This is a genomic window from Streptomyces palmae (assembly GCF_004684805.1).
In the GTDB taxonomy this organism is placed as follows: Bacteria; Actinomycetota; Actinomycetes; order Streptomycetales; family Streptomycetaceae; genus Streptomyces; species Streptomyces palmae.
Genome location: NZ_SRID01000070.1, coordinates 1 through 23,488, shown reverse-complemented (window position 1 = coordinate 23,488; position 23,488 = coordinate 1). Strand labels below are relative to the sequence as shown.

General features: G+C 73.6%; 21 protein-coding genes. 9 read left to right on the top strand and 12 right to left on the bottom strand.

Features of this window, described 5'->3' with window-relative positions:
• Positions 1-188: 188 nt before the first annotated feature.
• Positions 189-632 carry a MarR family winged helix-turn-helix transcriptional regulator gene (locus E4099_RS10620; protein ID WP_135338736.1) on the top strand — a complete coding sequence of 148 codons (444 nt, stop codon included), beginning with the start codon at positions 189-191 and terminating at the stop codon, positions 630-632.
• A 39-nt stretch (positions 633-671) separates the two neighbouring features.
• Here the strand turns inward: E4099_RS10620 and E4099_RS10615 are convergent, their stop codons facing one another.
• Genes E4099_RS10615 through E4099_RS10605 form a run of 3 tightly spaced genes read right to left on the bottom strand, consistent with a single transcriptional unit; the run spans position 672 to position 2,778 of the window.
• Positions 672-1,541, bottom strand: coding sequence for a cytochrome c biogenesis CcdA family protein (locus E4099_RS10615; protein WP_135338735.1), 870 nt, complete (start codon positions 1,539-1,541; stop codon positions 672-674).
• The gene (locus E4099_RS10610) at positions 1,534-2,295 is read right to left on the bottom strand and encodes a DsbA family protein (protein WP_135338734.1); all 762 of its coding nucleotides are present in this window, start codon (positions 2,293-2,295) and stop codon (positions 1,534-1,536) included. Before E4099_RS10610 ends, E4099_RS10615 begins: the two co-directional genes overlap by 8 nt.
• 51 nt (positions 2,296-2,346) lie before the next feature.
• Entirely contained in the window at positions 2,347-2,778 is a 432-nt protein-coding gene (locus E4099_RS10605; protein WP_135338733.1) for a hypothetical protein, read from the bottom strand.
• 315 nt (positions 2,779-3,093) lie between these two features.
• On the opposite strand from E4099_RS10605, the gene E4099_RS10600 reads away from it, so the two are divergent.
• The 3 genes from E4099_RS10600 to E4099_RS10590 all read left to right on the top strand — a co-directional run bounded on the left by E4099_RS10600 (position 3,094) and on the right by E4099_RS10590 (position 6,856).
• Complete coding sequence (locus tag E4099_RS10600; RefSeq protein WP_135338732.1) at positions 3,094-4,323, top strand: NAD(P)/FAD-dependent oxidoreductase; 1,230 nt, start codon at positions 3,094-3,096, stop codon at positions 4,321-4,323.
• A 268-nt stretch (positions 4,324-4,591) separates the two neighbouring features.
• Positions 4,592-5,638, top strand: coding sequence for a phosphotransferase family protein (locus tag E4099_RS10595; protein ID WP_135338731.1), 1,047 nt, complete (start codon positions 4,592-4,594; stop codon positions 5,636-5,638).
• A gap of 3 nt (positions 5,639-5,641) precedes the next feature.
• Complete coding sequence (locus E4099_RS10590) at positions 5,642-6,856, top strand: acyl-CoA dehydrogenase family protein (RefSeq protein ID WP_135338730.1); 1,215 nt, start codon at positions 5,642-5,644, stop codon at positions 6,854-6,856.
• A 69-nt stretch (positions 6,857-6,925) separates the two neighbouring features.
• On the opposite strand, the gene E4099_RS10585 is transcribed toward E4099_RS10590, so the two are convergent.
• On the bottom strand, positions 6,926-7,894 hold the full coding sequence (locus E4099_RS10585; RefSeq protein WP_135338729.1) for an ArsR/SmtB family transcription factor: 969 nt from the start codon (positions 7,892-7,894) through the stop codon (positions 6,926-6,928).
• Positions 7,895-7,981: 87 nt separating this feature from the next.
• On the opposite strand from E4099_RS10585, the gene E4099_RS10580 reads away from it, so the two are divergent.
• Positions 7,982-9,055, top strand: coding sequence for an alpha/beta hydrolase family protein (locus E4099_RS10580; protein ID WP_135338728.1), 1,074 nt, complete (start codon positions 7,982-7,984; stop codon positions 9,053-9,055).
• Between the two features lie 166 nt (positions 9,056-9,221).
• Here E4099_RS10580 and E4099_RS10575 read toward each other — a convergent pair whose 3' ends face one another.
• Together E4099_RS10575 and E4099_RS10570 are read right to left on the bottom strand one after the other, a co-directional pair.
• Complete coding sequence (locus tag E4099_RS10575) at positions 9,222-9,815, bottom strand: TetR/AcrR family transcriptional regulator (protein WP_135338727.1); 594 nt, start codon at positions 9,813-9,815, stop codon at positions 9,222-9,224.
• 224 nt (positions 9,816-10,039) lie between these two features.
• On the bottom strand, positions 10,040-10,804 hold the full coding sequence (locus E4099_RS10570; RefSeq protein ID WP_135338726.1) for an SDR family oxidoreductase: 765 nt from the start codon (positions 10,802-10,804) through the stop codon (positions 10,040-10,042).
• Between the two features lie 275 nt (positions 10,805-11,079).
• Between E4099_RS10570 and E4099_RS10565 the strand changes: the two genes are divergently transcribed.
• Positions 11,080-12,507, top strand: a complete 1,428-nt coding sequence (locus E4099_RS10565) for an erythromycin esterase family protein (protein WP_135338725.1) — start codon at positions 11,080-11,082, stop codon at positions 12,505-12,507.
• A gap of 1 nt (position 12,508) precedes the next feature.
• On the opposite strand, the gene E4099_RS10560 is transcribed toward E4099_RS10565, so the two are convergent.
• Both E4099_RS10560 and E4099_RS10555 read right to left on the bottom strand, forming a co-directional pair.
• Complete coding sequence (locus E4099_RS10560) at positions 12,509-13,591, bottom strand: LysR family transcriptional regulator (RefSeq protein ID WP_245244745.1); 1,083 nt, start codon at positions 13,589-13,591, stop codon at positions 12,509-12,511.
• 92 nt (positions 13,592-13,683) lie between these two features.
• Complete coding sequence (locus E4099_RS10555) at positions 13,684-16,485, bottom strand: penicillin acylase family protein (protein WP_135338724.1); 2,802 nt, start codon at positions 16,483-16,485, stop codon at positions 13,684-13,686.
• Between the two features lie 218 nt (positions 16,486-16,703).
• Here E4099_RS10555 and E4099_RS10550 point away from each other — a divergent pair, with 218 nt between their 5' ends.
• Entirely contained in the window at positions 16,704-17,315 is a 612-nt protein-coding gene (locus E4099_RS10550) for a hypothetical protein (RefSeq protein ID WP_135338723.1), read from the top strand.
• Positions 17,316-17,475: 160 nt separating this feature from the next.
• On the top strand, positions 17,476-17,937 hold the full coding sequence (locus tag E4099_RS10545) for a MaoC family dehydratase (RefSeq protein WP_135338722.1): 462 nt from the start codon (positions 17,476-17,478) through the stop codon (positions 17,935-17,937).
• 227 nt (positions 17,938-18,164) lie between these two features.
• On the opposite strand, the gene E4099_RS10540 is transcribed toward E4099_RS10545, so the two are convergent.
• Both E4099_RS10540 and E4099_RS10535 read right to left on the bottom strand, forming a co-directional pair.
• Entirely contained in the window at positions 18,165-18,800 is a 636-nt protein-coding gene (locus tag E4099_RS10540; protein WP_135338721.1) for a TetR/AcrR family transcriptional regulator, read from the bottom strand.
• A 52-nt stretch (positions 18,801-18,852) separates the two neighbouring features.
• Complete coding sequence (locus E4099_RS10535) at positions 18,853-20,013, bottom strand: acyl-CoA dehydrogenase family protein (protein WP_135338720.1); 1,161 nt, start codon at positions 20,011-20,013, stop codon at positions 18,853-18,855.
• Between the two features lie 126 nt (positions 20,014-20,139).
• Between E4099_RS10535 and E4099_RS10530 the strand changes: the two genes are divergently transcribed.
• Positions 20,140-20,793 carry a TetR/AcrR family transcriptional regulator gene (locus tag E4099_RS10530; RefSeq protein ID WP_135338719.1) on the top strand — a complete coding sequence of 218 codons (654 nt, stop codon included), beginning with the start codon at positions 20,140-20,142 and terminating at the stop codon, positions 20,791-20,793.
• 40 nt (positions 20,794-20,833) lie between these two features.
• Here the strand turns inward: E4099_RS10530 and E4099_RS10525 are convergent, their stop codons facing one another.
• Together E4099_RS10525 and E4099_RS10520 are read right to left on the bottom strand one after the other, a co-directional pair.
• Positions 20,834-21,928, bottom strand: coding sequence for a zinc-binding dehydrogenase (locus tag E4099_RS10525; RefSeq protein ID WP_135338718.1), 1,095 nt, complete (start codon positions 21,926-21,928; stop codon positions 20,834-20,836).
• A 114-nt stretch (positions 21,929-22,042) separates the two neighbouring features.
• On the bottom strand, positions 22,043-23,443 hold the full coding sequence (locus tag E4099_RS10520; RefSeq protein WP_135338737.1) for an aldehyde dehydrogenase family protein: 1,401 nt from the start codon (positions 23,441-23,443) through the stop codon (positions 22,043-22,045).
• Between the last annotated feature and the right edge of the window lie 45 nt (positions 23,444-23,488).

Below are 23,488 nucleotides of genomic sequence, written 5' to 3'. Positions count from 1 at the left end.
GCCCTGGGCGGGAGGGGGCGCGGCGGCCCTGGACTGAACGGGCGCGGCGGCGAGCGGTCCTCGCGACCCGCCGCGCCGGCGGTCCCGCCGCCTCCGCGGACCACCTCCGCGCGCCCCCGCGGAAGAAAAAGTTGCGGTGTACAACTTCATGATTGAAACGCCGAAAGTGGCCTGGATACAGTGGTCCCATGAGCGCCAGCACCCCGTCCGCCCCCGCCAAGATCGAGCTCCTGGAGCTGCTCGCCGCGCTCGGCACCGCCCAGTGGCGAGACTTCTCGGCCGCCGCCACCCGGCACGGCCTCACCGGCACCCAGGCGAAGGTCCTCGCCCACCTCGGCGGCGGCCCACTGCCCATGCGCGGACTGGCCGACCGACTGGTCTGCGACGCCTCCAACATCACCGGCATCGTGGACCGGCTGGAGGACCAGGGTCTGGTGCGCCGCGAGCCCTCCCCCACCGACCGCCGGGTCAAGAACGTGGTCATCACCAGCCTCGGCCGCGAGATGATCGTCCGGGTGCGGACCGAGATGCAGGCCACCCACAGCGCCCTGGACACCCTGAACGTCGAGGAACAGGCCACCCTCTACGCCCTGCTGACCCGGCTCCGCCCGCCCCTGGAGCACTCGGCCTGAGACCGAGCGCTCCAGGTCGCACGTGGGCGGACACGCCTGTCAGCCGGGACGCCGCGCGGTCTCCTCAGGGGCCTCGGCCTCCGTCTTGCGGGCCCCTCCCGGCCGTACCAGGAGGAGTACCGCGATGAGTGCGGCGAGGGCCGCGACGGCCAGCAGCAGGGCCCGGTCCGGGACCGCCCGTCCGATGGCGGCGACGCGCTCCTCCACGGCCGCCTCGGTCTCCACCCCCATCGGGGAGGGCAGGGCGGAGGTGCCGTCGAAGGCCAGGAAGACCACTCCCAGCACGATGAACAGCGCCCCGCCGACCAGCGAGGTGGTGTGCACGGTGAGCGGGCCCAGGGTGAGGGCTCGGCCCCGCAGCCACCGCTTTCCACCCAGGTCGAAGCGGTCCCACAGCAGCGCGAGGACGAACATCGGCAGGGCCATTCCCAGGGCGTAGCAGGCCAGCAGCAGGCCGCCGTGCAGGGGGCTGCCCTCCAGGGCGGCGATGGTCAGGATGCCGCCGAGGATGGGCCCCGCGCAGAAACCGGCCAACCCGTACACCGCGCCCAGGACGAACACCGACAGGGCCGAGCCCGAGCGGCGTGCTCCGGCGGCCTCCCGCAGGCGCCGCACCCCGAACCCCAGCCCGAGGATCTGGGCCGCGCCCAGCAGGATCACCGTCCAGCCGCCCACGGTGACCAGGGTGTCGCGGTGGCCGTAGAAGAGGCGGCTGGCGAACGATCCGGCCACGCCCAGGGGGACCAGGGTCGTGCACAGGCCCGCGTAGAAAAGGGCCGTACGCGCCAGCAGAGTGGCCCTGCTGGTGAAGGAGTAGGCGAAGAAGGCCGGCAGCAGCAGGGCGCTGCACGGGCTCAGCAGGGTGAGGAGACCGCCGAGGAGGGCGGCCAGGACACCGATGTCACTCACCGCGGGCCGCCTTCGCGGCGTCCTCGATCGCCTGCCTGAAGGTGGCGGCGGACTGGGCGCCGAGAATGGGCTTGTCGTTGATCAGGAAGGCCGGGGTGCTGACCACTCCGAGCCGGTAGCCCTCCTCCCGGTCCCGCTGCACCGCCGCCCCGGCCTGGTCGGACCGCATGTCCTCCAGGAACCTGTCGAGGTCCCCGACGCCCGCGGCACGGGCCATGGCGACGAGCTTGTCCTGGGCGAACTCGCCCCGGTTGCGTTCGCGGGGCTTTCCGTAGCCCTGCTCGTGGAACTGCCAGAACCTCTTCTGCCGGCCCGCCGCCCAGGCGGCCCGGGCCGCCTGCTCCGACTCCTGGCCGAAGACCGGGAAGTTGCGCCACTCGATCCGCAGGATCCCCTTGTCGACGTAACGGCGGATCAGTTCGGGTTGGGTCTCGCGGGCGAACAGGCCGCAGAAGGGGCACTGGAAGTCCGCGTACTCGATCATGACGACCGGGGCGTCGGCACGTCCCAGCGCCAGCGGATCGTCCGCGTCGCGGCGGGCCAGTGCCAGCAGGGCGCTGTCCCGGGGCGCCGGGGCGTCGCCGCCGGCCGTACGGGAGGAGGAGGAACCGCCGTCCAGCGTGAAGGCCAGCACGACGGCTGCCACGGCCACCGTGAGGGCGGCGATCGCGGCGATCAGCCGGCGCCGGCTGCGCGGCGAACGCCTGGCAGGAGCGGACGAGGTGGGGGCGGAAGGCGGGCGGGAAGAAGACATGGCAAAGCACTCCGTTCTGCGAGGTGGGGAAGGCACGATCAGCTGATCGGCCTACACCCGCAGAACGGAGAGGGCCGACGGGGAAACCGGCGGCGAATGCCTTATGGGGGCGGTCGGCGAGATCGCCTGGGGCGAAGCCGCGGCCGGATCGCGGGACGCGGTGAGGGGCGGGCAGGCCGCCGAGGTCGCGGAGGACTCCGCCCGGGTCACCGGCGCTTCGGCGACCGCCTTCTTGGCGCAGGGGTGGTGCTGGGCGGGTCGGCCCTGTTGGGTGGCCGGCTGGACCCGGTCGTCCGCGGACCGGTCCGTCCGCTCGATGGTGGGCCGCTCCGTGGTGGGCCCGGCCAGGGCGGCGGCCACCCGCTGCCCGACGGCGGCCGCCCCGTCCGGAGCGGTGAACCGGCTGGAGCACAGCCACGCCGTCAGCACCACGAGCAGGACGAGGGCGACACGGCCGGCGCGGTGCGCCCTCGACCGCCTCATCGTCGCTCCGCTCTGCCGCCTGCCCATCGCTGCCACCTTAGGGCAATCACACGCCTCCGGACATGTCCCGGCGCGGTGGCCCCGAGTGTTCCGAGGCATTCCCCGGGCTCGGTCAGCGACACCCTGCGGATGGCCCCAGCCTGGGGGCGGGGCGGGGCGAAGTGACCATCCCCGGACCGCCCGCCCGCCGCCGCAGCGGAGCGGACGCGCACCCCTTACCTCCCGGGCAAATACGGGCCAGGGTATTTGACCGGGCCTCGGACGCCGCCGTACGGTCGAGCCCAAACACCCCAGGGGGTATATCAGGAGGTAGTCATGGCCGCCAACCCCGCACACTCCAGCCGGCCGACCGCCGGCCGGCACCGCGTCGTCGTGATCGGCGGCGGTAGCGCCGGAACCAGCGTCACCGCCCGCCTGCGTCGCGCCGGCGTCACGGACATCGGGCTCGTCGAACCGTCCGACACCCACTGGTACCAGCCCCTGTGGACCCTGGTCGGCGGCGGCCAGGCGCCCCTGCGCGCCACCCGGCGCCCCCAGGTGTCGGTCATCCCCGACGGCGTGCGCTGGATCCGGCGGCACGCCGTCGCCGTCGATCCCGAGGCCCGCACCGTCACGCTCTCCGGCGGCGAGGAACTCGGCTACGAGTACCTCGTCATGGCTTCCGGGATCCAGTTGGACTGGGAAGCGGTTCCCGGGCTCGCCGAGGCGGTCGGGCACGACCGGGTGTGCAGCAACTACGCGCCCGAGTACGCGCCCCGTACCTGGGACCTGATCAGGGGGATGCGCTCGGGCACGGCCGTCTTCACCCACCCGGCGACGCCGCTCAAGTGCGGCGGCGCGCCCCAGAAGATCGCGTACCTGGCCGCCGACCACTGGCGCAAGCAGAAGGTCCTCGACCGGATCCGCATCATCCTGGTCATCCCCGACCCCGTCATCTTCAAAGTGCCTGACTGGGCCCGCACCCTGGAGCAGGTCGCCCGCCGGTACGGCATCGAGGTCCGGCTGCGGTCCGAGATGACCGCGGTCGACGGCGCGCGCCGAGAGGTCGTCATCACCGACCACACCAAGGGCACGGCGGAGACCGTCCCCTACGACCTCCTGCACGCCGTACCGCCGCAGAGCGCGCCCGACTGGGTCAAGGCCAGCCCGCTGGCCGACCCGGCCAGCGCGCTGGGTTTCGTCGCCGCGGACAGGCACACGCTGCGGCACCCCCGGTACCCGAACGTGTTCGCGCTCGGCGACGTGGCGAACCTGCCGACCTCCAAGACCGGCGCGGCCGTGCGGAAGCAGGCGCCGGTGGTGGCCGCCAACCTGGTCGACGTGATGAAGGGCGGGCGCCCCAGCCGGCGCTACGACGGCTACACCTCCTGCCCGCTGGTGACCGCCCGCGACCGGATGCTGCTCGCCGAGTTCGACTACGACCTGAAGCCCACGCCCACCTTCCCGTTCATCGACCCCTTCAAGGAGCGACGCGACATGTGGGTGTTCAAGCGGTACGTGCTGCCGCCGGTGTACTGGCACGGCATGCTCACCGGCCGCCTCTGACCGGGAGTCCGCGACCCGGGCCCGGACCCCGCCGAAGCGCGCGGCCCGCCCGACCTCGTCCCCGAACGGGGCGCCCCGGCCCCGATCCGAGCGTCCGGCCCGGCTCCGACCTGACGTGCTCCCGGGCGCGGCGGCGCACCGGCCCCGCGCCCGGGCTCCGGGCCGATCGGCGCACGGCTGATCCGGAAGGCCCTCTGGACGGACATACCGACTGGTCGGCATCATTGCCTGAGCCGTCCGTCCCATCCCGTACGGAGGAACCATCCCGATGAACCACCCGACCCCCGGCGCCACGGCGCCCGAGGCACCCCCCGGACTCGACCCGGCCCGGCTGCGCGCCCATCTGGACGCGGTACGGCCCGGGCTGGTGCGCGGGCCGCTGAGCGCGCGGCTGATCGAGGGCGGCCGGTCGAACCTGACGTACCGGGTCACCGACGGCACCGGCCAGTGGGTGGTGCGCCGCCCGCCGCTGGGGCACGTGCTGGCGACCGCGCACGACATGGGCCGGGAACACCGGGTCATCAGCGCCCTGCACCCCACCCCGGTGCCGGTCCCGCGGCCGATCCTGCTGTGCGAGGACGACTCGGTGCTCGGGGCGCCGTTCTATGTGATGGAGTTCGTGGCCGGCACCCCCTTCCGCACCGCCGAGCAGCTCGGCGGGCTGGGTCCGGAGCGCACTCGGGGGGTGGTGCTCGGTCTGGTGGACACCCTGGTCGAGCTGCACGCGGTGGATCCCGCCGCCGCGGGGCTGGGCGACTTCGGCCGGCCGGAGGGCTTCCTGGAGCGGCAGCTGCGCCGCTGGGGCAAGCAGTTGGCGGCCTCCCGCGACCGCGAACTGCCGGGCATCGACACCCTGCACGACCGGCTCACCCGCGCGCTGCCGCCCTCCCCCGCGCCCAGCGTGGTCCATGGCGACTACCGGTTGGACAACGTCCTGGTGGGCGAGGACGACCGGATCAAGGCGATCCTCGACTGGGAGATGTCCACCCTGGGCGACCCGCTGACCGATCTCGGTCTGCTGGTGATGTACAGTCACCGGCTCGGCCTGGCCGACTCCCCGGTCAGCACCACCGCCGGCGCTCCCGGCCACCCCGAGCCCGCCGAGCTCATCGAGCGGTACGCGGCCGGGTCCGGCCGCGATGTCACGCATATCGCCTGGTACACCGCCTTCGCCTGGTTCAAGCTCGCGGTGATCCTGGAGGGGATCCACTACCGCTACACCCTCGGCCAGACCGTCGGCGCCGGGTTCGACCGGATCGGCGAACTCGTCCCGGTCTTCATCCACCACGGCCTCGAGACCCTCCAGGAGAGCTGAGCCATGGACTTCGCGTTCGACGCCCGCACCGAGGAACTGCGCACCCGGCTGCTGGCCTTCATGGACGAGCAGGTGTACCCGGCCGAGCCGGTCGCCGAGGAGCAGCGTGCCCGACTGGCCTCGCCCTGGCACACCCCGCCGGTGGTCGAGCACCTCAAGGCCGAAGCCCGCCGCCGGGGGCTGTGGAACCTCTTCCTCCCGGACACCGAGTACGGGGCCGGGCTCACCAACCTCCAGTACGCCCCGCTCGCCGAGATCACCGGGCGCAGCCCGCAGCTCGCGCCGACCGCGCTGAACTGCGCCGCCCCGGACACCGGGAACATGGAGCTGCTGGCGCAGTTCGGCACCGAGGAGCAGCGCAAGCGGTGGCTGGAGCCGCTGCTCACCGGCGAGATCCGGTCCGCCTTCGCGATGACCGAACCCGAGGTCGCCTCGTCCGACGCCACCAACATCGAGACCCGTATCGAACGGGACGGCGACGACTATGTGATCACCGGCCGCAAGTGGTACATCTCCGGTGCGATGAACCCGGACTGCGCCATCTTCATCGTGATGGGCAAGACCGCGCCGGACAGCCCGGACGTGCGCCGCCAGCAGTCCATGGTGCTGGTGCCCAGGGACACCCCGGGGGTGGAGATCCGCCGCGCCATGCGGGTCTACGGCTACGAGGACCACTACCACGGAGGCCATGCCGAGGTGGTCTTCGACCGGGTCCGGGTGCCGGTCGGCAACCTCATCGGCGAGGAGGGCGGCGGCTTCGCCATCGCCCAGGCCCGACTGGGCCCCGGCCGCATCCACCACTGCATGCGGTTGATCGGCATGGCCGAGCGCGGCATCGAGCTGATGTGCCGCCGGGCGATCGGGCGTACCGCCTTCGGCAAGCCGCTGGCCGCCCAGGGCGTGGTGCGGGAGTGGATCGCGGACGCCCGGGTCGCCGTGGAGCAGCTGCGGCTGCTGGTGCTCAAGACCGCCTGGCTGATGGACACCGCCGGGAACCGTGCCGCGCACACCGAGATCCAGGCCATCAAGATCGCCACGCCGCGCACCGTGGTGGAGATCCTCGACCGGGCGGTGCAGCTGCACGGTGCGGGCGGGCTGAGCCAGGACTTCCCGCTGGCGGAGCTGTGGGCCACGGCCCGCACCCTGCGGCTGGCCGACGGACCGGACGAGGTGCACCAGCGCTCGCTGGCCCGGCGCGAGTTGAAGCGGTACGCCTAGCCTCGCCTTCTTCACGGTGCCCGCCGGACCGGGACGTGCCCGGCCGACCACGCCGAGGTCCTCGGTGCGCTACCGCGGTCCGCCCGCGACCAGCGTGCCGAGGGCCGTGCGCCGGTGGGTGACCGAGCGACCGGTGCGGGTCGTCGTCGCCATGCCCGCCGATCTGAGCGCCGCCGCGTGGGAGGAGGCCGTCGCGTTGCTGACGCGGAGTGCGCGGGCCAGGGAGGTCGTGGTGTGGGGCTCGGCGAGGAGGCGCAGGGCTTCGAGCCGGGTGCGGCCCAGGACGGCGGCCAGTGCCTCGGCGTCGGCGGCCGGGCGCTCCGCCGTGGGCGGGAGCCCGGGGCCGGCCGGGTAGGTCAGGACCGCGGGACGGCCCGGGGCGTCCTGGAGGAGCGGGCCGGCCGGGTGGTGGAAGGTCGGCAGCAGAACCAGGCCGCGTCCGTCGAGGCGGACCTCGCGGGCCGGCGCCGCGCCGGGCCATTCCCACACACCCCCGTGGAGCCGGCTGCCCGGGGCCAGGCCGGTCAGCGTGGCGGCCACGCCGTGCTCTGCGGCGGCCAGGGCGTAGCCGGTGAACTCCTCGCGGTGCAGGTCCTGCACGACGGACCAGACGGGGGCGAGGACCGTCTCGTACGCGGCCTGCTGGGCGCGGCGCAGGGTGCGCCAGGCCGCCTCCTCGCCCGCGTACAGGCCGCGTACCCAGCGGGGCGCGGGCACCGCCCCGTGGACGCGCTCCAGCTCGGCGCGGACCAGGCCGGGGCTGGTGGCGCGGATCCGCTCGAATCCGTCGGCCAGGGTGTCGCCGAGGACGTCGAGGAAGGACGGCGGGCGGCCCGCCGGAACCAGGTCGGCGAGGGGTTCGGCGGCGGTCGGAAGGGAGCGCAGGACACGGCCGCGCCACGGTGCCGACAGCGGACCGCCGCGCGGGGTCACGGCTGTCGCCAGGGCGGCGTGCAGCTCCTGGAGCGGCACCGGGCGGGGGGCGAAGCGGATCCGGGCGAAGTCCTCCGCGGTGAAGTGGATGCGCAGCGCCCTCACAGCTCGAACTCCCCCGTCCCAGGGCCGGCCTTTCGGCCAGGGCCTGAACCTTGGCGCCGTGGCGGCCCCCGCCCCGAGGATGCCCGCATGACGTCTCGACGCACTCTTGTCAAAGGCACCCTATTCGGAAGCGCCGCCGCCCTGCTGCCCACGGCCGCGTCCGCCTCCGGGGGCGGCCCGTCGCTCCGGCTGCCCGCGCCCACCGGCCCGTACCCCGTGGGCATGCGGACGGTCCATCTGACCGACCCGGCTCGTACCGACCCGTGGGTGGGCGGTGTGCGGGAGGTGATGCTGACCGTCCTGTACCCGGCCCGATCGGTGCGCGGCTTCCCCCTGGCCCCGCAGCTCACCCCGGACGAGGCGAAGGAGTTCGCCGAGTACGCGCCGCACGTCCACCAGGGACTGCCGGAACCGGGAGCGGTGGACTGGGGCGCCGTCCTCACCCACGGGCACGTGGGCGCGCCGCCGCTGCCCGGGCGGCGGCCGGTGCTGGTGTACTCACCGGGCGGCGGCGACTCCCGCACCCTGGGCACAAGCCTCGCCGAGGACCTGGCGAGCCACGGCCGGGTGGTCCTCCTCGTCGACCACCCCGGTGACGCCTCCCAGGCGGAGCTGCCGACCGGGATGCGGACGACCGTCCTGATCGGGCCGCCGGACCCGGCGGTCTTCCGCACGATGGTGGACACCCGGATCGCGGATCTCCGCCTCGTCCTCGACCGGCTCGGCGGCCTGCCTCTCGCCTCGGTCATGGACCTGGACCGGATCGGGCTCTACGGGCACTCCGCGGGCGGCACGGCGGCGGTGTACGCGGCCCGCGGCGACGGACGGGTGGGCGCGGTGGCGAACCTGGAGGGATATCTCGACCTGTATCCGGTGCCGGCCGGCTTCGGCCGACCGCTGCTGCTGTTCCGCACCGACGGGTTCGAGGGCGCCGCCCGTATCGACTCCTCCTGGGCGGGCCTGCCCGGCCGCCGCGCGCTGCTCGCCGACGCGAACCACTGGGCGTTCACCGACTACGGCTCGCTCGTCCCGCGGCTCCAGGCCGCCGGGCTCATGACGGCGGCGGCGCGGGCCGCGCTCGTCGGCACCGGCGACCCGGCGCTGACGCTCGCCGGGGTACGGCGCCGGGTGGGGGCCTTCTTCACCCGCTGCCTGCCGTAGCGGGACGGCGAACGGGCGGCCGGTGGTTCGTGGCCTGAGCGGGTGGGAAGGCAAGGGCGGCTCCCCCCGTACGGGTGCGCGGAGGGCGCTCGTGGGCAAGGGGCGCGCCACCGTACAGGCGCGCCGGGGCGTCCTGGGGTGCCTCGGTGCGCCTGGGTGGTCCGGTTCAGGGTCGCAGGGCGCGCAGCAGCAGGTCGGCCAGGTGGTCGGCGACCTGCTGCGGGCTCAGCGGCCCCTCCGGCCGGTACCAGGTGCCCAGGTGGTGAACGGAGCCGAAGTGGTAGTCCACCACCAGGTCGGCCGGGGTGGCGTCGCTGAACACCCCGGCGCGCTGGCCCTCCTCGATCAGTTGCCGGAACCGCTCGTGGTAGCGCCGCCGCTCCGCCCGGACCTGCCGGTGCTTCTCCGGGCTGAGGTGGTGCATGGACCGGAAGAAGATGGTGGCGTCGTCGATGTTCTCGATGGTGGTGACGACGACGTCGGCGGCGGCGGCCCGCAGCCGCTCCTCGACCGGCGCGTCGGCCTCGGCGAAGGAGTCCAGCCGCTCCTGCTGGAGCCTGAGCACCCGGCCGTACACCTCGTGCAGCAGATCGTCCTTGGAGCCGAAGTAGTGGTAGAGGGCGCCCTTGGTGACGCCCGCGGCCTCCACGATCTCCTGGACGGAGGTCCGGTCGTAGCCCTGTTCGGCGAAGAGGCGGGTGGCGGCGGCCAGCAGCCGCTGCGGGACCGGTTTGGCCTCACCCTCCGTCGTTCTGGCCATCGCCGCCACCTGCCTCTCGTTCCGTGCTGTCACTCGCGGGAACGCGGTTCCCGCCGGAGGATCTTCCCACTGCCGCCCGCCGGCGGCTCCGGAAGGATGCCCACCGTCCGCCGGTCGATGTGCCCGCCCGGCGCGGTACACCGGTTCGGGGCGTACCGGCACCGGCCGGGGCCGGTCGCGCGGTGGGCGGTCCCCGGGCCGGCCGGGGCGCGGGGGGTGCCGCCTCAGCCGGTGGCGTCCTCGACGCCGCGCTGGACCCGGTTCATGCCGTCCAGCCAGCGGTCGGTCGCGGTGGCCCGGGCCGCGTAGAACCGGGCCACCTCGGGGTGCGGCAGGATCAGGAAGCGGTCCTCGGCCATTCCGGCGAAGACCGCCTCGGCCACCTCCTCCGGCTCGATGGCGGTGGGGGCCAGGAGCAGCTCGCCGGTGGGGCCGGTGGAGCGCAGCATGTCGGTACGGACGCCCTGCGGGCAGACCGCGTGCACCCTGATCCCGCGGTGCCGGTAGGTGATCGACAGCCACTCGGCGAAGGCGAGCGCGGCGTGCTTGGAGACGCTGTACGGCGCCGAGCCGACCATGGTGAGCAGTCCGGCGGCCGAGACGGTGGCGACGAACCGGCCCTCGCCGCGCTCCAGCCAGTCGGGCAGCAGGTGCCGGGCGGCGCGGACGTGCGCCATCACGTTGACGTCCCAGGCGTCGGCCCAGACCTCCTCGGCGGCCTCCGGGCCGCCGGCCGGGGCGATGCCCGCGTTGGCGCAGTAGACGTCGATGACGCCGTCCAGCGCCTCGCGCGCCGCGGGGACGGCGTGCGAGGCGTCCCCGGGTACGGCCCTCCCGCCGATCTCCTCGGCGATCGCCCGCGCCTTGGCCTCGTCCAGGTCGTTCACCACCACCCGGGCGCCCTGAGCGGCGAACCGGCGGGCCAGCGCGGCACCGATCCCGCCGCCCGCCCCGGTCACCACGACTCCCGCACCGCGCACCGTGTCCACCTGTCAGCACTCCCTTGGCCGGACCGTCACCGAGGCGCATACTAAGCGGTCGGTTTGCTCGGTGGAAGAGGGCGCGTCACGGATCCCGGAAGCGCGAGGGTCTGGCACGGCAGGCGATCCGCAGGCGAGAGAAGGCACGGTGGTCTAGGGCGCGAAGCCGGGGCCGGCCCTCCCTCAAGTGGGGGTAGCCCTACCCCGGGTGGGGGGTAGCCCCACCTCGCACCCGGGGGTGCACCGGATGGATCGGCGCCGCGCCGATCGGGACCCTTGAGACCATGACCTGGCTAGCGAAGAGCACGCAATCCCGGCTACTGGTCGCCTCGGCCCTGTGCGCCGGCGCCCTGCTGGCGGCCGCCGCTCCGGCCGGTGCGGCGGGGCTGGCGCCACCGCGCACCACCGCCACCGCCTCCGCGGCCCACCCGGCCGCGCCCGCCGCTCCGGGCACCGCGGCGGCTCCAGAAGAGGACGCCGCGGTGCGTGCCATCGAGCGCGCCGCGCATCCGCTGCTGTCCACCGATCCCTCCGGCGGTTTCCGCGATCTGCGGCCGTTCGGGAGGACGGTGGGGGACGCCACCATCGTGGGGATCGGCGAGGCCACCCACGGTTCACACGAGTTCTTCGCGTTCAAGCACCGCGCGTTCCGCTACCTGGTCCAGGAGAAGGGGTTCCGCACCTTCGCGCTGGAGGCGCCCTGGAGCACCGGTCTGCGGCTCGACGACTACGTGCGGTACGGGAAGGGCGACCCGCGGCAGATCATGCGCGAGGAGTTCCGCAACGCCTACCGGGTCTGGCGGAACCAGGAGTACCTGGAGCTGATCGAGTGGATGCGCTCGTGGAACACCGCTCATCCCGGCGACCCGGTGCGGTTCATGGGCAACGACTTCGGATACGCCGGGCCGGAGCTGTACGACCGGGTGACCTCGTACGTCGGCCGGCGCTTCCCCGCACTGCTGCCCCGGTTCACCGCCCTGTACCAGGGGCTGCGCCCGACCACCGATGTGGACACCTACATGGATGCCTACATGGCCAAGCCGCTCTCCGAGCGGCGGGAGATGGCGCGGCGCACCGGACAGGCACTGGCGATGTTGGAGGGGCGGCGGCCGGGCGGTGGGCACGCCGAGCGGGAGGCGTACACCTGGGCGGTGCAGCACGCCCGGGCCATCGATCAGACCGCCCGGGGGTATGCCTTCGACTTCGACGACCCCGCGGCCATGCGCTACCGCGACCAGTTGATGGCGGACAACACGGTGTGGTGGCAGCGGCACACCGGAGACCGCGTACTGCTCTCCGCACACGACGCCCACGTCTCCTATGAGACCTCCTTCCCGGAGGCGTATCCGAAGATGCAGGGCGCGTTCATCCGCGACCGGGTCGGCTCGGCCTATCTGAGCGTGGGGTTCACCTTCGACCGGGGCTCGTTCAACGCCAGCGGACCGGACGGGGTGTTCACCGAGTTCACCGTGGGGCCCGCCGGACCGGGCAGCAACGAGCGCACCCTGGACGCGGTCCGCTACCGCGACTACCTGGTGGACATGCGCACCGCGCCGGCGGCGGCCCGAGACTGGCTGGCGGTCGCCCGGCCGACCCGCAGCATCGGGGCCGCCTACCCGGAGAACTCGGAGTTCCGCATATCGCTGCTGCCCTCGCACGACGCGCTCATCCATCTGCACCGGATCAGCGCGGCCCGGCCGCTCGACCGCTGAGTCAGGCGCCCTGGTGGCGGGCGTGCTCGCGGCGCAGGCCGTCCCAGAGGAGGTTGAGCGGATGGCCCGAGGGCAGGGCGGTGCGCTCCCCGGCCCGTACGAACGCCCCGGAGAGCACCGCGAGGCCCGAGGAGACATCGTCCACCAGCTCCAGGGTGCGCAGCCCGCCGCCCGCCGGCGGCCGGGGCGCGCCCTCCGGGGCGGGCTGGAGGTTCTCCTCCGGCAGCCAGCCCTCGGCCAGCGCCTCACCGATCCCCTGGGTGACCAGCAGGCAGCCGCTCAGCACCCGGGAGGTCAGCAGCTCCAGACCGTACGGGAGGGTGTCGATGTCGGCGGCGATCCGCAGCTCCTCGCGGTGGCGCCCGCCGAACCAGCCGCGCAGGAAGCCCGCGATGAGGCCGTCCGAGGAGACCGCCAGCGGCAGCCCGGGCAGTTCGCTCACGGCCACCGTGGGGCCGGGCAGCCGGCGCTCGGAGAGGTTGGTGACCAGCGCCAGACCGCTGCGCCGCCACTCCAGCACCTCGTAGCGGGCCAGGCGCTCGTCGCCGGGGCCGGTGGTCAGGGTGCTGCCGCAGACCAGGTCGAGGTCGTGGCTGTCGAGCCTGCCGAGCAGTTCCGCGGTGCGCACATGGGCGACCGTCAGGCGCACCCCGCCCGACCGGAAGGCGTCCGTCACCCGCTCCACCGCGTTCAGCAGGAAGCCGAGGGTGTAGCGGGTGGAACCGACGGCGAGCCGGTCGCCGAAGCGGCGGCGGCAGCGCTCGGCACCCTCCGCCCAGCCGTCCAGGGTGCCGCGTGCCACCTCGACGAGGGCCGCGCCGGTGGCGGTGAACAGCACGCTCTCACCACGGCCCCGCTTGCGTACCAGGGGCTCGCCGCACAACTCGCCATAGGTCCGGTTCATGGTGTCGAGCTGCTTTTGCACACTGGACTGGCCGCGCCCCAGCATTCGCGCGGCGCCCAGCGCGCTGCCCGCCTCGCGTACCGCGAGCAGGGTGCGGAGCTGGTCCATGGTGGTGTCGAGCAGCGCCGGTGGGTACTCCCATCGGCCGGGCACGGAGGTGGTGTCTGCCTCTGCCTGCATTCAGCTCATCCTCTCCAGCAGGCAGCGATCGGTCAACCGCGTTCCGTGCCCGGTCGGTTGGGGTACCGGTCCGGTGTCGCTTGGGTGCCCGGTCAGCGGTGCGCCGGGAACTCCACCACCTGCTGGTAGGTGGGCCGGTTCTGCCAGTTGACGGTCTTCTGGCTGATCCCGCCGATCGGACGGTGGATGATGGCGTCCGCGCACCACTGGTCCCCGGCCGCGCAGTTGGCGTCGCCCGGGTAGACCTCGGTGGCGGGCTTGTCCACGGCCTGCCGCAGCGTGCCCAGCAGGGCGTCCCGGCAGGCGCTCAGCTCACCGTTGCCGCAGTAGGGCTTGGCCAGGCCGCCCCGCACCGGATCGCCGAGCACGGCCCGCAGGTCCTTGTCCGCGTAGGACCACCAGCCGTACTGGAAGGACGATCCGGCGTGCGAGCCGGTCGCACCGTGGCCGGCGGACGGCGATTCGTCGATGGACAGGTTGGTGCGCAGCCGGTCGTACAGTTCGCCGCCCAGGCCCGGCTTGAACTCGGCCTCGATCAGCAGCGGCCACCAGGCGTCCATGATCCGGACGGCGTCGGTGTGGGCGTAGCGGTGCGAGTCGGCGGAGGTCTCCCGGCGCTGGGCGCCCGCGGCCTGCCAGGACTCCAGCTGCTGCACCGCCTGGGTCAGCTGGGGGTCGTCGATGGGCTTGCTGCGCAGCACCCTGAGGAGTTCCGGCAGCACGTCCTCGCCGCGCAGGTCGGTGACGGCCGCCTCGGCCATGGCCCGGGTGAGGGAGGCGCGGGTCACCCCGCCCTTGGCGACCAGGGCCCGGACCCGGTCGTTCAGCAGGTCGCCGCGGTGTACCGAGCCGTTGCCGAAGCCGGCCGAGGAGTACTCCGCGGCCTGCTTGTTGTTCCAGCTGATGTAGTAGTCCTGGTCGACGGACTGGGGGTGCTGGGCGGGCGGGGTGTAGGCGGCGGTGTTGGCGGCCGGCTCGAAGTCGCGCCACTCGTAGGCCGGCTCGGCGGCGATCGGCAGGGCCGGGTCCACGTCGGCGGCGCGCACCGGGTTCATCCCGCTGTTGAAGTAGGCGGTCTGCCGGGAGTCGGCGTAGAACCAGTTGAAGGCGTAGTCGATGTTGTTCGCCGCGCTCTGGAAGCTCTGGGCGTCGTGTACGTAGCCGGGGTCGTTGAGCATCTGGAAGCCGATGATGGAGTCGGCCTCGTGGCGGTAGGTGGAGCGCAGCGCGGTGTAGGCGACGGGCTTGCCGCCGACGGTCGCCCGGTGGGTCACGATGCCGTACTTGGTGCGGTAGGCCTGGAGCCGGTAGGAGCCGGCTGCGGTGGAGTCGGCGACGGTCGGCTGCCAGGCGTTGCGGCGCTCGATCTTCTCCATGGGCAGGCACTGGCCGTGGTAGCGGTAGGAGGTCGCGTCCCGGCCCGGGGTGCCGCCGTCCGGGGAGCACAGTTCGACGGCGTAGGTGTCGGTGATGTCCTGGGAGGCGGAGGTGGCGCTCCAGGCGTAGTCCTGGCCGCGGCCGAGCTGGACGTACATGCCGACCCCGGCGAAGGAGGCGCCGCGGGCGCTGATCCCGGGCCCCTGGAGCTCCTGGAGCATCAGCAGCTGGGGCGCGAAGTAGCCGGTCTGCGGGCCGAACACGGCGACCGGGTGGCCGCTGGCGGTGTGCTTGCCGGAGACCAGCAGGGCGTTGGACATGCCGTGCTTGCTGCTCAGCAGGTCGCGCGGGAGGACCCCGTCGTCGAACACGCCGCGGAGCGGCTCGAGTTTCCGGGGTGCCTTGACGGTGCTGCGGGCGCCGGTGGCGGCGCCGCCCTGGCGGTCGAAGACCAGCGGTTCGGCGGTGACGCTGCCGGGGTCGGGCAGTGCGGTGCCGGCCGCGTGGTCGGGCTTGCCGGCGTAGGGGAACGCGCTGCCGTCGTGCACGGTGAGGGTGGCTTCGGGGTCGTTGCGTTCGCGGAAGGACTCCCACACCCGGGTGCCCTCCTGGACGCCGTACTTCTGCTGGGCGGCCAGCAGCGAGAGGGCGGACTCCACCTCGCCGCCGCCTCCGTTGCCGAACAGCGCGCCCACCACGGAGGCCAGCGCGATCAGGTCGGTGGGTTTGAAGGGCTCGATCTCGCCGACGTTGGTGATGGCGTCGATATGGCCGGTGAGCACGTACTCGCCGGGGAAGTAGCGGCCGTCCTTGGCCTGGGTGCGGTAGGCGTTGATGCCGTCCACATACGCCTGGACGTCGGCCATGGCCTGCCGGCCGCGCTCTCCCTCGGTGGCCACGATCCGGTCGATCTGGGCCTGCAGGTCCGCCTCGGTGTACGGGGCCTGGCGGAAGAAGTCCTGCTCCAGGCCCTGGTTCGCGGGGGCGCCGCCGGCGAAGGGGGTCAGCTCGCCGCGGCCCACGTGCCGGAAGACGTCCAGCAGCCACAGCCGGTCCTGGGCCGCCGCGTAGCCGGCGCCGAACTCGGTGCCCTCCCTGGTGGTGCCCTTGATGTGCGGCACCCCGGTCTTCTTGTCGCGGGTGATGGTGACGTCCGCGCGGGGCCGGGTGACCGAGGCGACCTGGTCCTCGGGCACGCCGAAGGAGGCGTCGTTGAAGAACTGGGTCAAGGAGGCGTCGGTGAGCGCCGGATAGCCGCTGACCAGCTTGTCGTAGGGCGCCAACTGGTCGTCGCTGTGCGCGGGGTGGGTGCCGAATGCCTTGTTGCCGAGGATGTCGACCAGGGTGGCGTTGCCGTTGGCGCCGGGCGGCAGAATGTCGGCGCAGCGCCCCTGGCAGTAGTCGGTGACCGGGTCGGCCGCCTGCGCCGCGGGGGACGGCGGGCCGGCGAGTGCGACGCCGAGGGCCAGTAGGGCGGTGATGACGGTGCCGGTGTACCTCTTGGTTCGTCGTCGCATACGCGCTCCTCCCAAGTCCGGGCCACGGAGGTTACCGACGGTGGATGCCGACCGGAAGATGAACGGCAGTCACCTTTTCTGGATGTCCACGCACCGCCTCCCTTCGCGACACCTCCACACATTCGACCGAAATTTGTTCGGGACCGAGGGATCCGTATCGGGACGGGTTACGTCCATTCGACAACGAGTCGATTCCGCACCAGCGGAGGTGGAAAGCAGTGGCCGGTTTCAGAGCGCTCGCGCGAGAGGTGCGTGACCCGCACAGGCACATCGCCCAGCGGCGCAGCGCACTGCGCAAATGCCTGGAGAAGTTCGCCCCTTACGGCCATCGGGCCACCTGGCGCCATCTGTGCGCCCGGGCCGGGTTCGCGCCGGAGGACCGGGCCCCCGATCCGGCACGGCTGGTACTGGCCCTGGAGGAGCTGGAAGAGGCCCGCGACCTCTGGCTCACCTACGAGGCGGAGTTCGCCGAGCGCCGGCGCCAGGAGAAGCAGCTGGGCGTCCGGCAGCCCAATGCGATGGACGACTGGCATCTGCGCACCTGGGGCGGCTGCGACATCGTTCCGTGCGAGAGCCCCGCCCTCCATCCCCGCGGCCGGCTGGCCGCCGTGCTGCGCCGCATGGTCCAGGCGATGGAGTCGGGCCCCGGAACGGAGTGCCCGATCTGCGCGGAGGAGCACCTCGTCTGGCACGACGGCCTGGACCGGATCCCGCCCGCGGGGCCGGTGTGCACCGGCTGCGGCATCGTGGTCCCGGTGGCGCTGCTCACCCCCGCCGCCCTGACCGCGGCCCGGCAGCCGCGGTCCGAGCGCCGGTACGCGAGCGTCTGACCACCCGACGCGAACACGCGCCCGCCCCCGCCGCGCGTCCGGGCGGCGGGGGCGGCGGCGCATCCGGGGTGACGTTGACACGCAGCCCGCGCGAATCCATGCTGAGCAAGCGCTTAGTCTGGAGCGCCGCTCAGTACGCGACCGCCTCGGGAGGCAGCGGATGGCAGAGCCCAGGATCTTCCACTCCATCGACGACCTGCGGTCCGCGGTCGGCGAGGAGCTGGGCCCCAGTGACTGGCTGGAGGTCGACCAGAAGCGGATCGACCTGTTCGCCGACGCGACCGACGATCACCAGTGGATCCATGTGGACCCCGCGAAGGCGGCCGAGGGGCCGTTCGGGTCCACCATCGCGCACGGCTATCTCACGCTCTCCCTGCTGCCCTGGTTCGTCCCCCAGCTGATGCGGGTGGCGAACGTGCGGATGGGCGTCAACTACGGGCTCAACCGGGTCCGCTTCCCCGCCCCCGTACCGGTCGGTTCCCGGCTGCGCGCCACCGCGCGGCTCACCGAGGTGGCCGAGGTGGCCGGCGGCGTGCAGCTGACCTGCGTGGTGACCGTGGAGCGGGAGGGCGGCGAGAAGCCGGTGTGCGTGGCGGAGACCCTCACCCGCTTCGCCTTCTGATCGCCTCCGCGGCGGGTACCGGGCGCCCCCGGGGTCACCGGGGGCGCCGGTCGTCGCGCAGGCGCCGGGCGGCCGTGGCGCCTCACCGAGGGGCGCCGGGGTCGCGCGGGCGGGTGCCGGGGCCCCACATCGCCTCACCGATAAGTGCCGAGGGCGCGCGGGCCGCGCGGGCGGGGGTCAGGCGGGTAGCGCCCCGCCGAGGGGCGCCGAGGGCTGGTGGGTCGACGTCAGGCGTCGGTCGCGCCGACCATCCGCAGCACCAGGTCGGCGTAGAGCTCGCCCACCTGGTCCGGGGTGCGGCGCCCCTCCGTGGTGAACCAGCGCGCCACGTCGATGCAGAGCGAGAGCACCGCGAGCGTGGTGCCCGGGATGTCGGGCACGTCGAACTCCCCGGCCCGGACGCCGTCCTCGATGATCCCGCGCACCACGCCGTCGATCTCCCGCCGGCGGGCGACGATCTCCGTGTAGTGCTCCTCGCTCAGCGCGCCCAGCTCGTACTGCACCACCCGGGCGGTGGTGTGGTGCTCGGCGTGCCAGCGGACGAAGGAGCGCACCGCGGCGGCGAGCCGCCGGGCCGCGCCGCCCTCGCCCTCGGCCGCGCTCCGCAGGATGTCCAGCGCGAGCCGGTGGCCCACTCCGCTGATCTGGAAGAGCAGCTCTTCCTTGGTCTTGTAGTGGATGTAGAGCGCGGCCGGGCTCATCCCGGCCCGTCCGGCGATGTCCCGGGTGGTGGTGGCGTGGTAGCCGCGCTCGGCGAAGGCGTGGACCGCGGCCCGCACCAGCCGCCGGGCCGCGTCCGGGGTGACGTCGGCCCATTCCTCCGTCTGCTCGGGCTGTTCGGCCTTGCTCGCCTCCGCGTTCATGGCGCACACCCTACACAAAGGGTGAGCAAGCGCTTAGGTTCCGTCCGGCCGATCAGAACGCCGAGACGCCGGTGAGCGCCCGGCCGATCAGCAGTTTGTGGATCTGGCTGGTCCCCTCGTACAGGGTCATCACCCGGGCGTCGCGCAGCAGCTTGCCCACCGGGTACTCGTCGATGTAACCGTAGCCGCCATACACCTGGAGGGCGTTGTTGGCGCAGCGCACCGCCGCCTCGCTGGCGAAGAGCTTGGCCACCGAGGACTCGGTGGCGAACGGCTGCCCGCGGTCGATCAGGTCGGCGACCCGCCAGGTGAGCATCCGTGCGGCGTCCACGTCGACCGCGATGTCCGAGATGAGCTCCTGGACCAGCTGGTGGTGGGCGATGCTCCGGCCGAACTGCTCGCGCTCCCCCGCGTAGGCCACCGCCGCGTCCAGACAGGCCTGGGCGATGCCCACACAGCCGGCGGCGACCGACATCCGCCCCTTGGCCAGGGCGGACATGGCGACCGAGAACCCCTTGCCCTCCGGTGCCACGCGGGCCGAGGCGGGCACCCGGACCCCGTCCAGGACCAGTTCGGCGGTGGACTGGCCGCGCAGTCCGAGTTTGCCGTGCACGGCACGGCGGGTGAGGCCGGGAGCGTCGGTGGGCACCAGGAAGGCGCTCACCCCCCGGTGCCCCGGATCGTCACCGGTGCGGGCGAAGAGCAGCACCACATCGGCCCAGGTGCCGTTGGTGATGAACATCTTGCTGCCGGTGATCAGGTAGTCGCCTCCCGCACGCCCCTGCCGCACCGCGCGGGTGGTGAGGTGGGCGGCGTCCGAACCGGTGCCGGGCTCGGTGAGCCCGAAGCAGCCCACCGCCTCGCCGGAGCACAGCCGCGGCAGCCAGGCGCGCTTCTGCTCCTCGCTGCCCCAGGCGGCGATCGACTTGGCGACCAGGCCGAGGGAGACCGACAGGATGCCGCGCACCGAGGAGTCGCCGCGGCCCAGTTCCTCGGTGACCAGCGCGTAGGACAGGTGGTCGCCGCCGGAGCCGCCGTACTCCTCGGGAACGGTGAGCCCCAGGAAGCCCAGCGCGCCGAGCCTGCCGACGATCGCGCGGTCCACGCTCTCGGCGCGGTCCCATGCGGCGGCGTACGGTGCGACCTCGCGGGCCGTGAAGTCCTGGGCGAGCCGGCGGACCGCGGTCTGCTCCTCGCTCAGCGCGAGATCCATGGCGCACCTCCGTGGGTTCAGCGGCGTGGCAGCCGGACGGCGGGGCACCGCCCCATCCGGGGGACGTGCCCGGCGCCTGAAATTACCAGTGCTAGTTTTATCGGGGAAGCCCTTACCATGTGGCGCATGGCACGCCCGCGAAAGCCCCTGCTCAGCCGTGAACGCATCGTCGAGGCGGCGCTCCGACTGGTGGACGCGGAGGGCCTCCAGTCGGTCTCGACCCGGCGGCTGGCCGCCGAACTCGGGGTCAGCGGGCCGTCCCTGTACAACCACTTCACCACCAAGGACGAGATCCTGGACGCGGTCGCCGACACCGTGGTCGGGCAGGTCGACCTGTCCCCGCTGGACGGCGGTGTGCCCTGGCGCGCCGCGCTGCTGGAGTGGGCCCGCTCCTACCGCGCCGCGCTCAGCGACCACCCGCACATCGTGCCCTTCCTCGCCCAGGGGCCCGGGCGCCGGCCGGCCGGGCTGCGGATGGCCGACGCGGTCTTCGGCTGCCTGGTGCGGGCGGGGTGGCCGCCCGCCCAGGCGACCCGGATCGGGGCGCTGATGCGCTACTTCGTGGCCGGGTCGGCCCTCGGGTCCTTCGCGCGCGGCTTCATCGACGACCCGAGCGCCTACGATCCGGCCGACTACCCGCACCTGGGCCAGGCGCACCTGCTCGCCGAGCACCGGCAGCAGGTGGACGAGGGCGCCTTCGACACCGGGCTCACCGCCCTGCTGGACGGGCTCGAGCTGCGCTTCGCCCGGCTCGCCCCGACCGGTGACGGGCGGCCCTGACCCGCCGTGGCCCGGCACCGGGCGGGGCGCGCCCCGGCCGTCAGAAGACCACCAGGGTCCGCCCGCCGCGCCCGGCGGTCATCGCCTCGAAGGCCGCCGGGATGCCGTCCAGGCCGATCCGGTCGGTGACCATGGAGCCCAGGTCCAGCCGTCCGGCGCGGATGTGTTCGGCGATCACCGGGAGGTCGGTGGCGGGGTCGCTGTTGCCGTAGACGCAGCCGCTCAGGGTCCGGCCGAAGTAGAACAGCTCCAGCGCGGAGAAGGAGACCTGCTGCTCCTTGCCGCCGATGCCGACCACGGTGGTGCGTCCGCCGCGCCGGGTGGCGGACCAGGCGGTGCGGATGGTCTCCGCGCGCCCCACGCACTCGATGGCCACGTCCGCGCCGTGCCCGCCGGTGAGCCCGCGGATCCGCTTGGGCCCCTCCTTGGCGAAGTCCTCCCCCGCCACCAGGAACTCGGTCGCCCCGGCCGCCCTGGCCAGCTCCTCCTTGGCCGGCGAGACGTCGACCGCGATGATGCCGGCGGCGCCCGCCAGCCGGGCCGACTGGAGCACCGCCAGCCCCACCCCGCCCACGCCGAACACCACCACCGACTCCCCGGGGCGGACCTGGGCGCAGTGGTGGACGGCCCCGTACCCGGTGAGCACGGCGCAGCCCAGCAGTGCCGCCTCGGTGAGCGGTACGCCGGCGGGCAGCGGCAGTACGGCGCGCTCGGAGACCACCGTCTCCTCGGCGAACACGGCGGTGCCCAGGCCCGGGTGGAGCCGGCTGCCGTCGGCGGCCAGGGTGGCGTACGGCTGCTCGGCCGCGGCCGCGGCGTTGGCGCACAGCCAGGGCTCGGCCAGCCCGCAGAAGTGGCAGTCGCCGCAGGACGGCGCCCAGTTGAGCACCACGGCGTCACCGGGCGAGACCGAGCCGACGCCGGGCCCCACGGCGACCACGGTGCCCGCGCCCTCGTGGCCGAGGACCGCGGGCACCGGCTGGCGCAGGGTGCCGTTGGAGAGCGAGAGGTCGGAGTGGCACACCCCGGCCGCGGCCAGCCGGATCCGGACCTGGCCGGGCCCGGGCTCGGGCAGCTCGATCTCGGTGACCTTGAGCGGGGCGTTGACGGCGGGCAGTACGGCGGCGCGGATCATGGCTCTCCTCGGCTGGGGGTGCGCGGGGCGGCGGTACGCCCGGTCACCGGGCGGCGGTCGGGGGTGTGCGGGCCGGGCGGAAGGCTCCGGGCGCGGCCCGGGGCCGCGGCGCGGTCAGAACTGTAGCGACTTGGTCTGGAGGTACTCGGCCAGGCCGTGCGGGCCCAGTTCGCGTCCGACGCCGGACTGCTTGTAGCCGCCGAACGGCGCCCGCGGGTTGAAGCGCCCGCCGTTGATGTCCACCTGCCCGGTCTCCAGGCGCCGCGCGAAGGCGACCGCGGTGGCCTCGTCGGCCGACCAGACGGCGCCGGCCAGGCCGTAGACGGTGCCGTTGGCGATGCGCACCGCCTCCTCCTCGTCCCGGTACGGCAGGAAGGCGATCACCGGCCCGAAGATCTCCTCCTGGGCGATGGCCATGTCCTCGGTGACGTCCGCGAACACCGTGGGCCGCACGTAGTAGCCGCGCTCCCGTCCCTCGGGGGCCTGCGGGCCGCCGGCGACCAGCCGGGCGCCCTCGGCGATGCCGCGTTCGATGTAGCCGCGCACCCGGTCCCGCTGGGCGGCGCTGACCACCGGACCCAGCCGGGTGTCCGGGGCCTGCGGGTCGCCCGGCGCGTACTTCGCGGCGGCCTTGGCGGCGAGCGCCACCGCCTCCTCGTAGCGGTCGGCGGAGACCAGCACCCGGGTCCAGGCGCTGCAGGTCTGACCGGAGTTGGCGAAGACGTTGGCGACGCCGACGTTGACCGCGCGGGCCAGGTCGGCGTCCGGCAGGATCACGTTCGCCGACTTGCCGCCGAGCTCCAGGGCCACCCGCTTCACGGCGCCACCGGCCAGCGCGCCGATGGTCCGGCCGACCGCGGTGGAGCCGGTGAAGGAGACCAGGTCCACCCCGGGGTGCTCGACCAGTGCCTGGCCGGCCACCGGTCCGACCCCGGTGACCAGGTTGAACACCCCGGCCGGCAGTCCGGCGGCGTGGACCGCCTCGGCGAAGATCCGGGCCACCAGCGGGGTGTCCTCGGCGGGCTTGAGCACCATGGTGCAGCCGGCCGCCAGTGCCGGGGCGGCCTTGGCCACGATCTGGTGGAGCGGGTAGTTCCAGGGGGTGATGGCGCCGACCACGCCCACCGGCTCGTGCAGCACGGTGGAGTTGTCGATCCGTTCCTCGAAGGGGTGCCGCGCGGCGAGTTCGGCGAAGGAGCCAGCGACCGCGATGGGCAGGTCGGCGTGGACCGACCGGGCGAAGGCCAGCGGGGCGCCGAGTTCGGCGGTGATGGTGGCGGCGATCTCCTCGCGGCGGGCGGCCAGTGTGTCCCGCAGCGCGGACAGCCGGGCGGCGCGCTCGGCGGGCGGGGTGGCGGCCCAGCCGGGCAGGGCGGCGCGGGCGGCCCGCACGGCGGCGTCCACGTCCTGCGCGGTGCCGGCCGGTACGGTGCCGATGACCTGCTCGTCCGCCGGATTCACCACCTCGATGGCATCCGTGGACGCGGCCGGGCACCACCGGCCGCCGATGTACATTCCCTCGTGCTCCGTGCCCTTGTGCACCTGTCTCTTATACACCTC

Excerpts from the sequence above, each read along its gene's own strand:
- E4099_RS10555 (WP_135338724.1), bottom strand. The coding sequence starts at position 16,485 with ATGCGACGACGAACCAAGAGGTACACCGGCACCGTCATCACCGCCCTA.
- E4099_RS10565 (WP_135338725.1), top strand. The coding sequence starts at position 11,080 with ATGACCTGGCTAGCGAAGAGCACGCAATCCCGGCTACTGGTCGCCTCG.
- E4099_RS10520 (WP_135338737.1), bottom strand. The coding sequence starts at position 23,443 with ATGTACATCGGCGGCCGGTGGTGCCCGGCCGCGTCCACGGATGCCATC.
- E4099_RS10590 (WP_135338730.1), top strand. The coding sequence starts at position 5,642 with ATGGACTTCGCGTTCGACGCCCGCACCGAGGAACTGCGCACCCGGCTG.
- E4099_RS10595 (WP_135338731.1), top strand. The coding sequence starts at position 4,592 with ATGAACCACCCGACCCCCGGCGCCACGGCGCCCGAGGCACCCCCCGGA.
- E4099_RS10580 (WP_135338728.1), top strand. The coding sequence starts at position 7,982 with ATGACGTCTCGACGCACTCTTGTCAAAGGCACCCTATTCGGAAGCGCC.
- E4099_RS10575 (WP_135338727.1), bottom strand. The coding sequence starts at position 9,815 with ATGGCCAGAACGACGGAGGGTGAGGCCAAACCGGTCCCGCAGCGGCTG.
- E4099_RS10535 (WP_135338720.1), bottom strand. The coding sequence starts at position 20,013 with ATGGATCTCGCGCTGAGCGAGGAGCAGACCGCGGTCCGCCGGCTCGCC.
- E4099_RS10610 (WP_135338734.1), bottom strand. The coding sequence starts at position 2,295 with ATGTCTTCTTCCCGCCCGCCTTCCGCCCCCACCTCGTCCGCTCCTGCC.
- E4099_RS10525 (WP_135338718.1), bottom strand. The coding sequence starts at position 21,928 with ATGATCCGCGCCGCCGTACTGCCCGCCGTCAACGCCCCGCTCAAGGTC.
- E4099_RS10540 (WP_135338721.1), bottom strand. The coding sequence starts at position 18,800 with ATGAACGCGGAGGCGAGCAAGGCCGAACAGCCCGAGCAGACGGAGGAA.
- E4099_RS10620 (WP_135338736.1), top strand. The coding sequence starts at position 189 with ATGAGCGCCAGCACCCCGTCCGCCCCCGCCAAGATCGAGCTCCTGGAG.
- E4099_RS10560 (WP_245244745.1), bottom strand. The coding sequence starts at position 13,591 with ATGCAGGCAGAGGCAGACACCACCTCCGTGCCCGGCCGATGGGAGTAC.
- E4099_RS10605 (WP_135338733.1), bottom strand. The coding sequence starts at position 2,778 with ATGAGGCGGTCGAGGGCGCACCGCGCCGGCCGTGTCGCCCTCGTCCTG.
- E4099_RS10545 (WP_135338722.1), top strand. The coding sequence starts at position 17,476 with ATGGCAGAGCCCAGGATCTTCCACTCCATCGACGACCTGCGGTCCGCG.
- E4099_RS10600 (WP_135338732.1), top strand. The coding sequence starts at position 3,094 with ATGGCCGCCAACCCCGCACACTCCAGCCGGCCGACCGCCGGCCGGCAC.
- E4099_RS10530 (WP_135338719.1), top strand. The coding sequence starts at position 20,140 with ATGGCACGCCCGCGAAAGCCCCTGCTCAGCCGTGAACGCATCGTCGAG.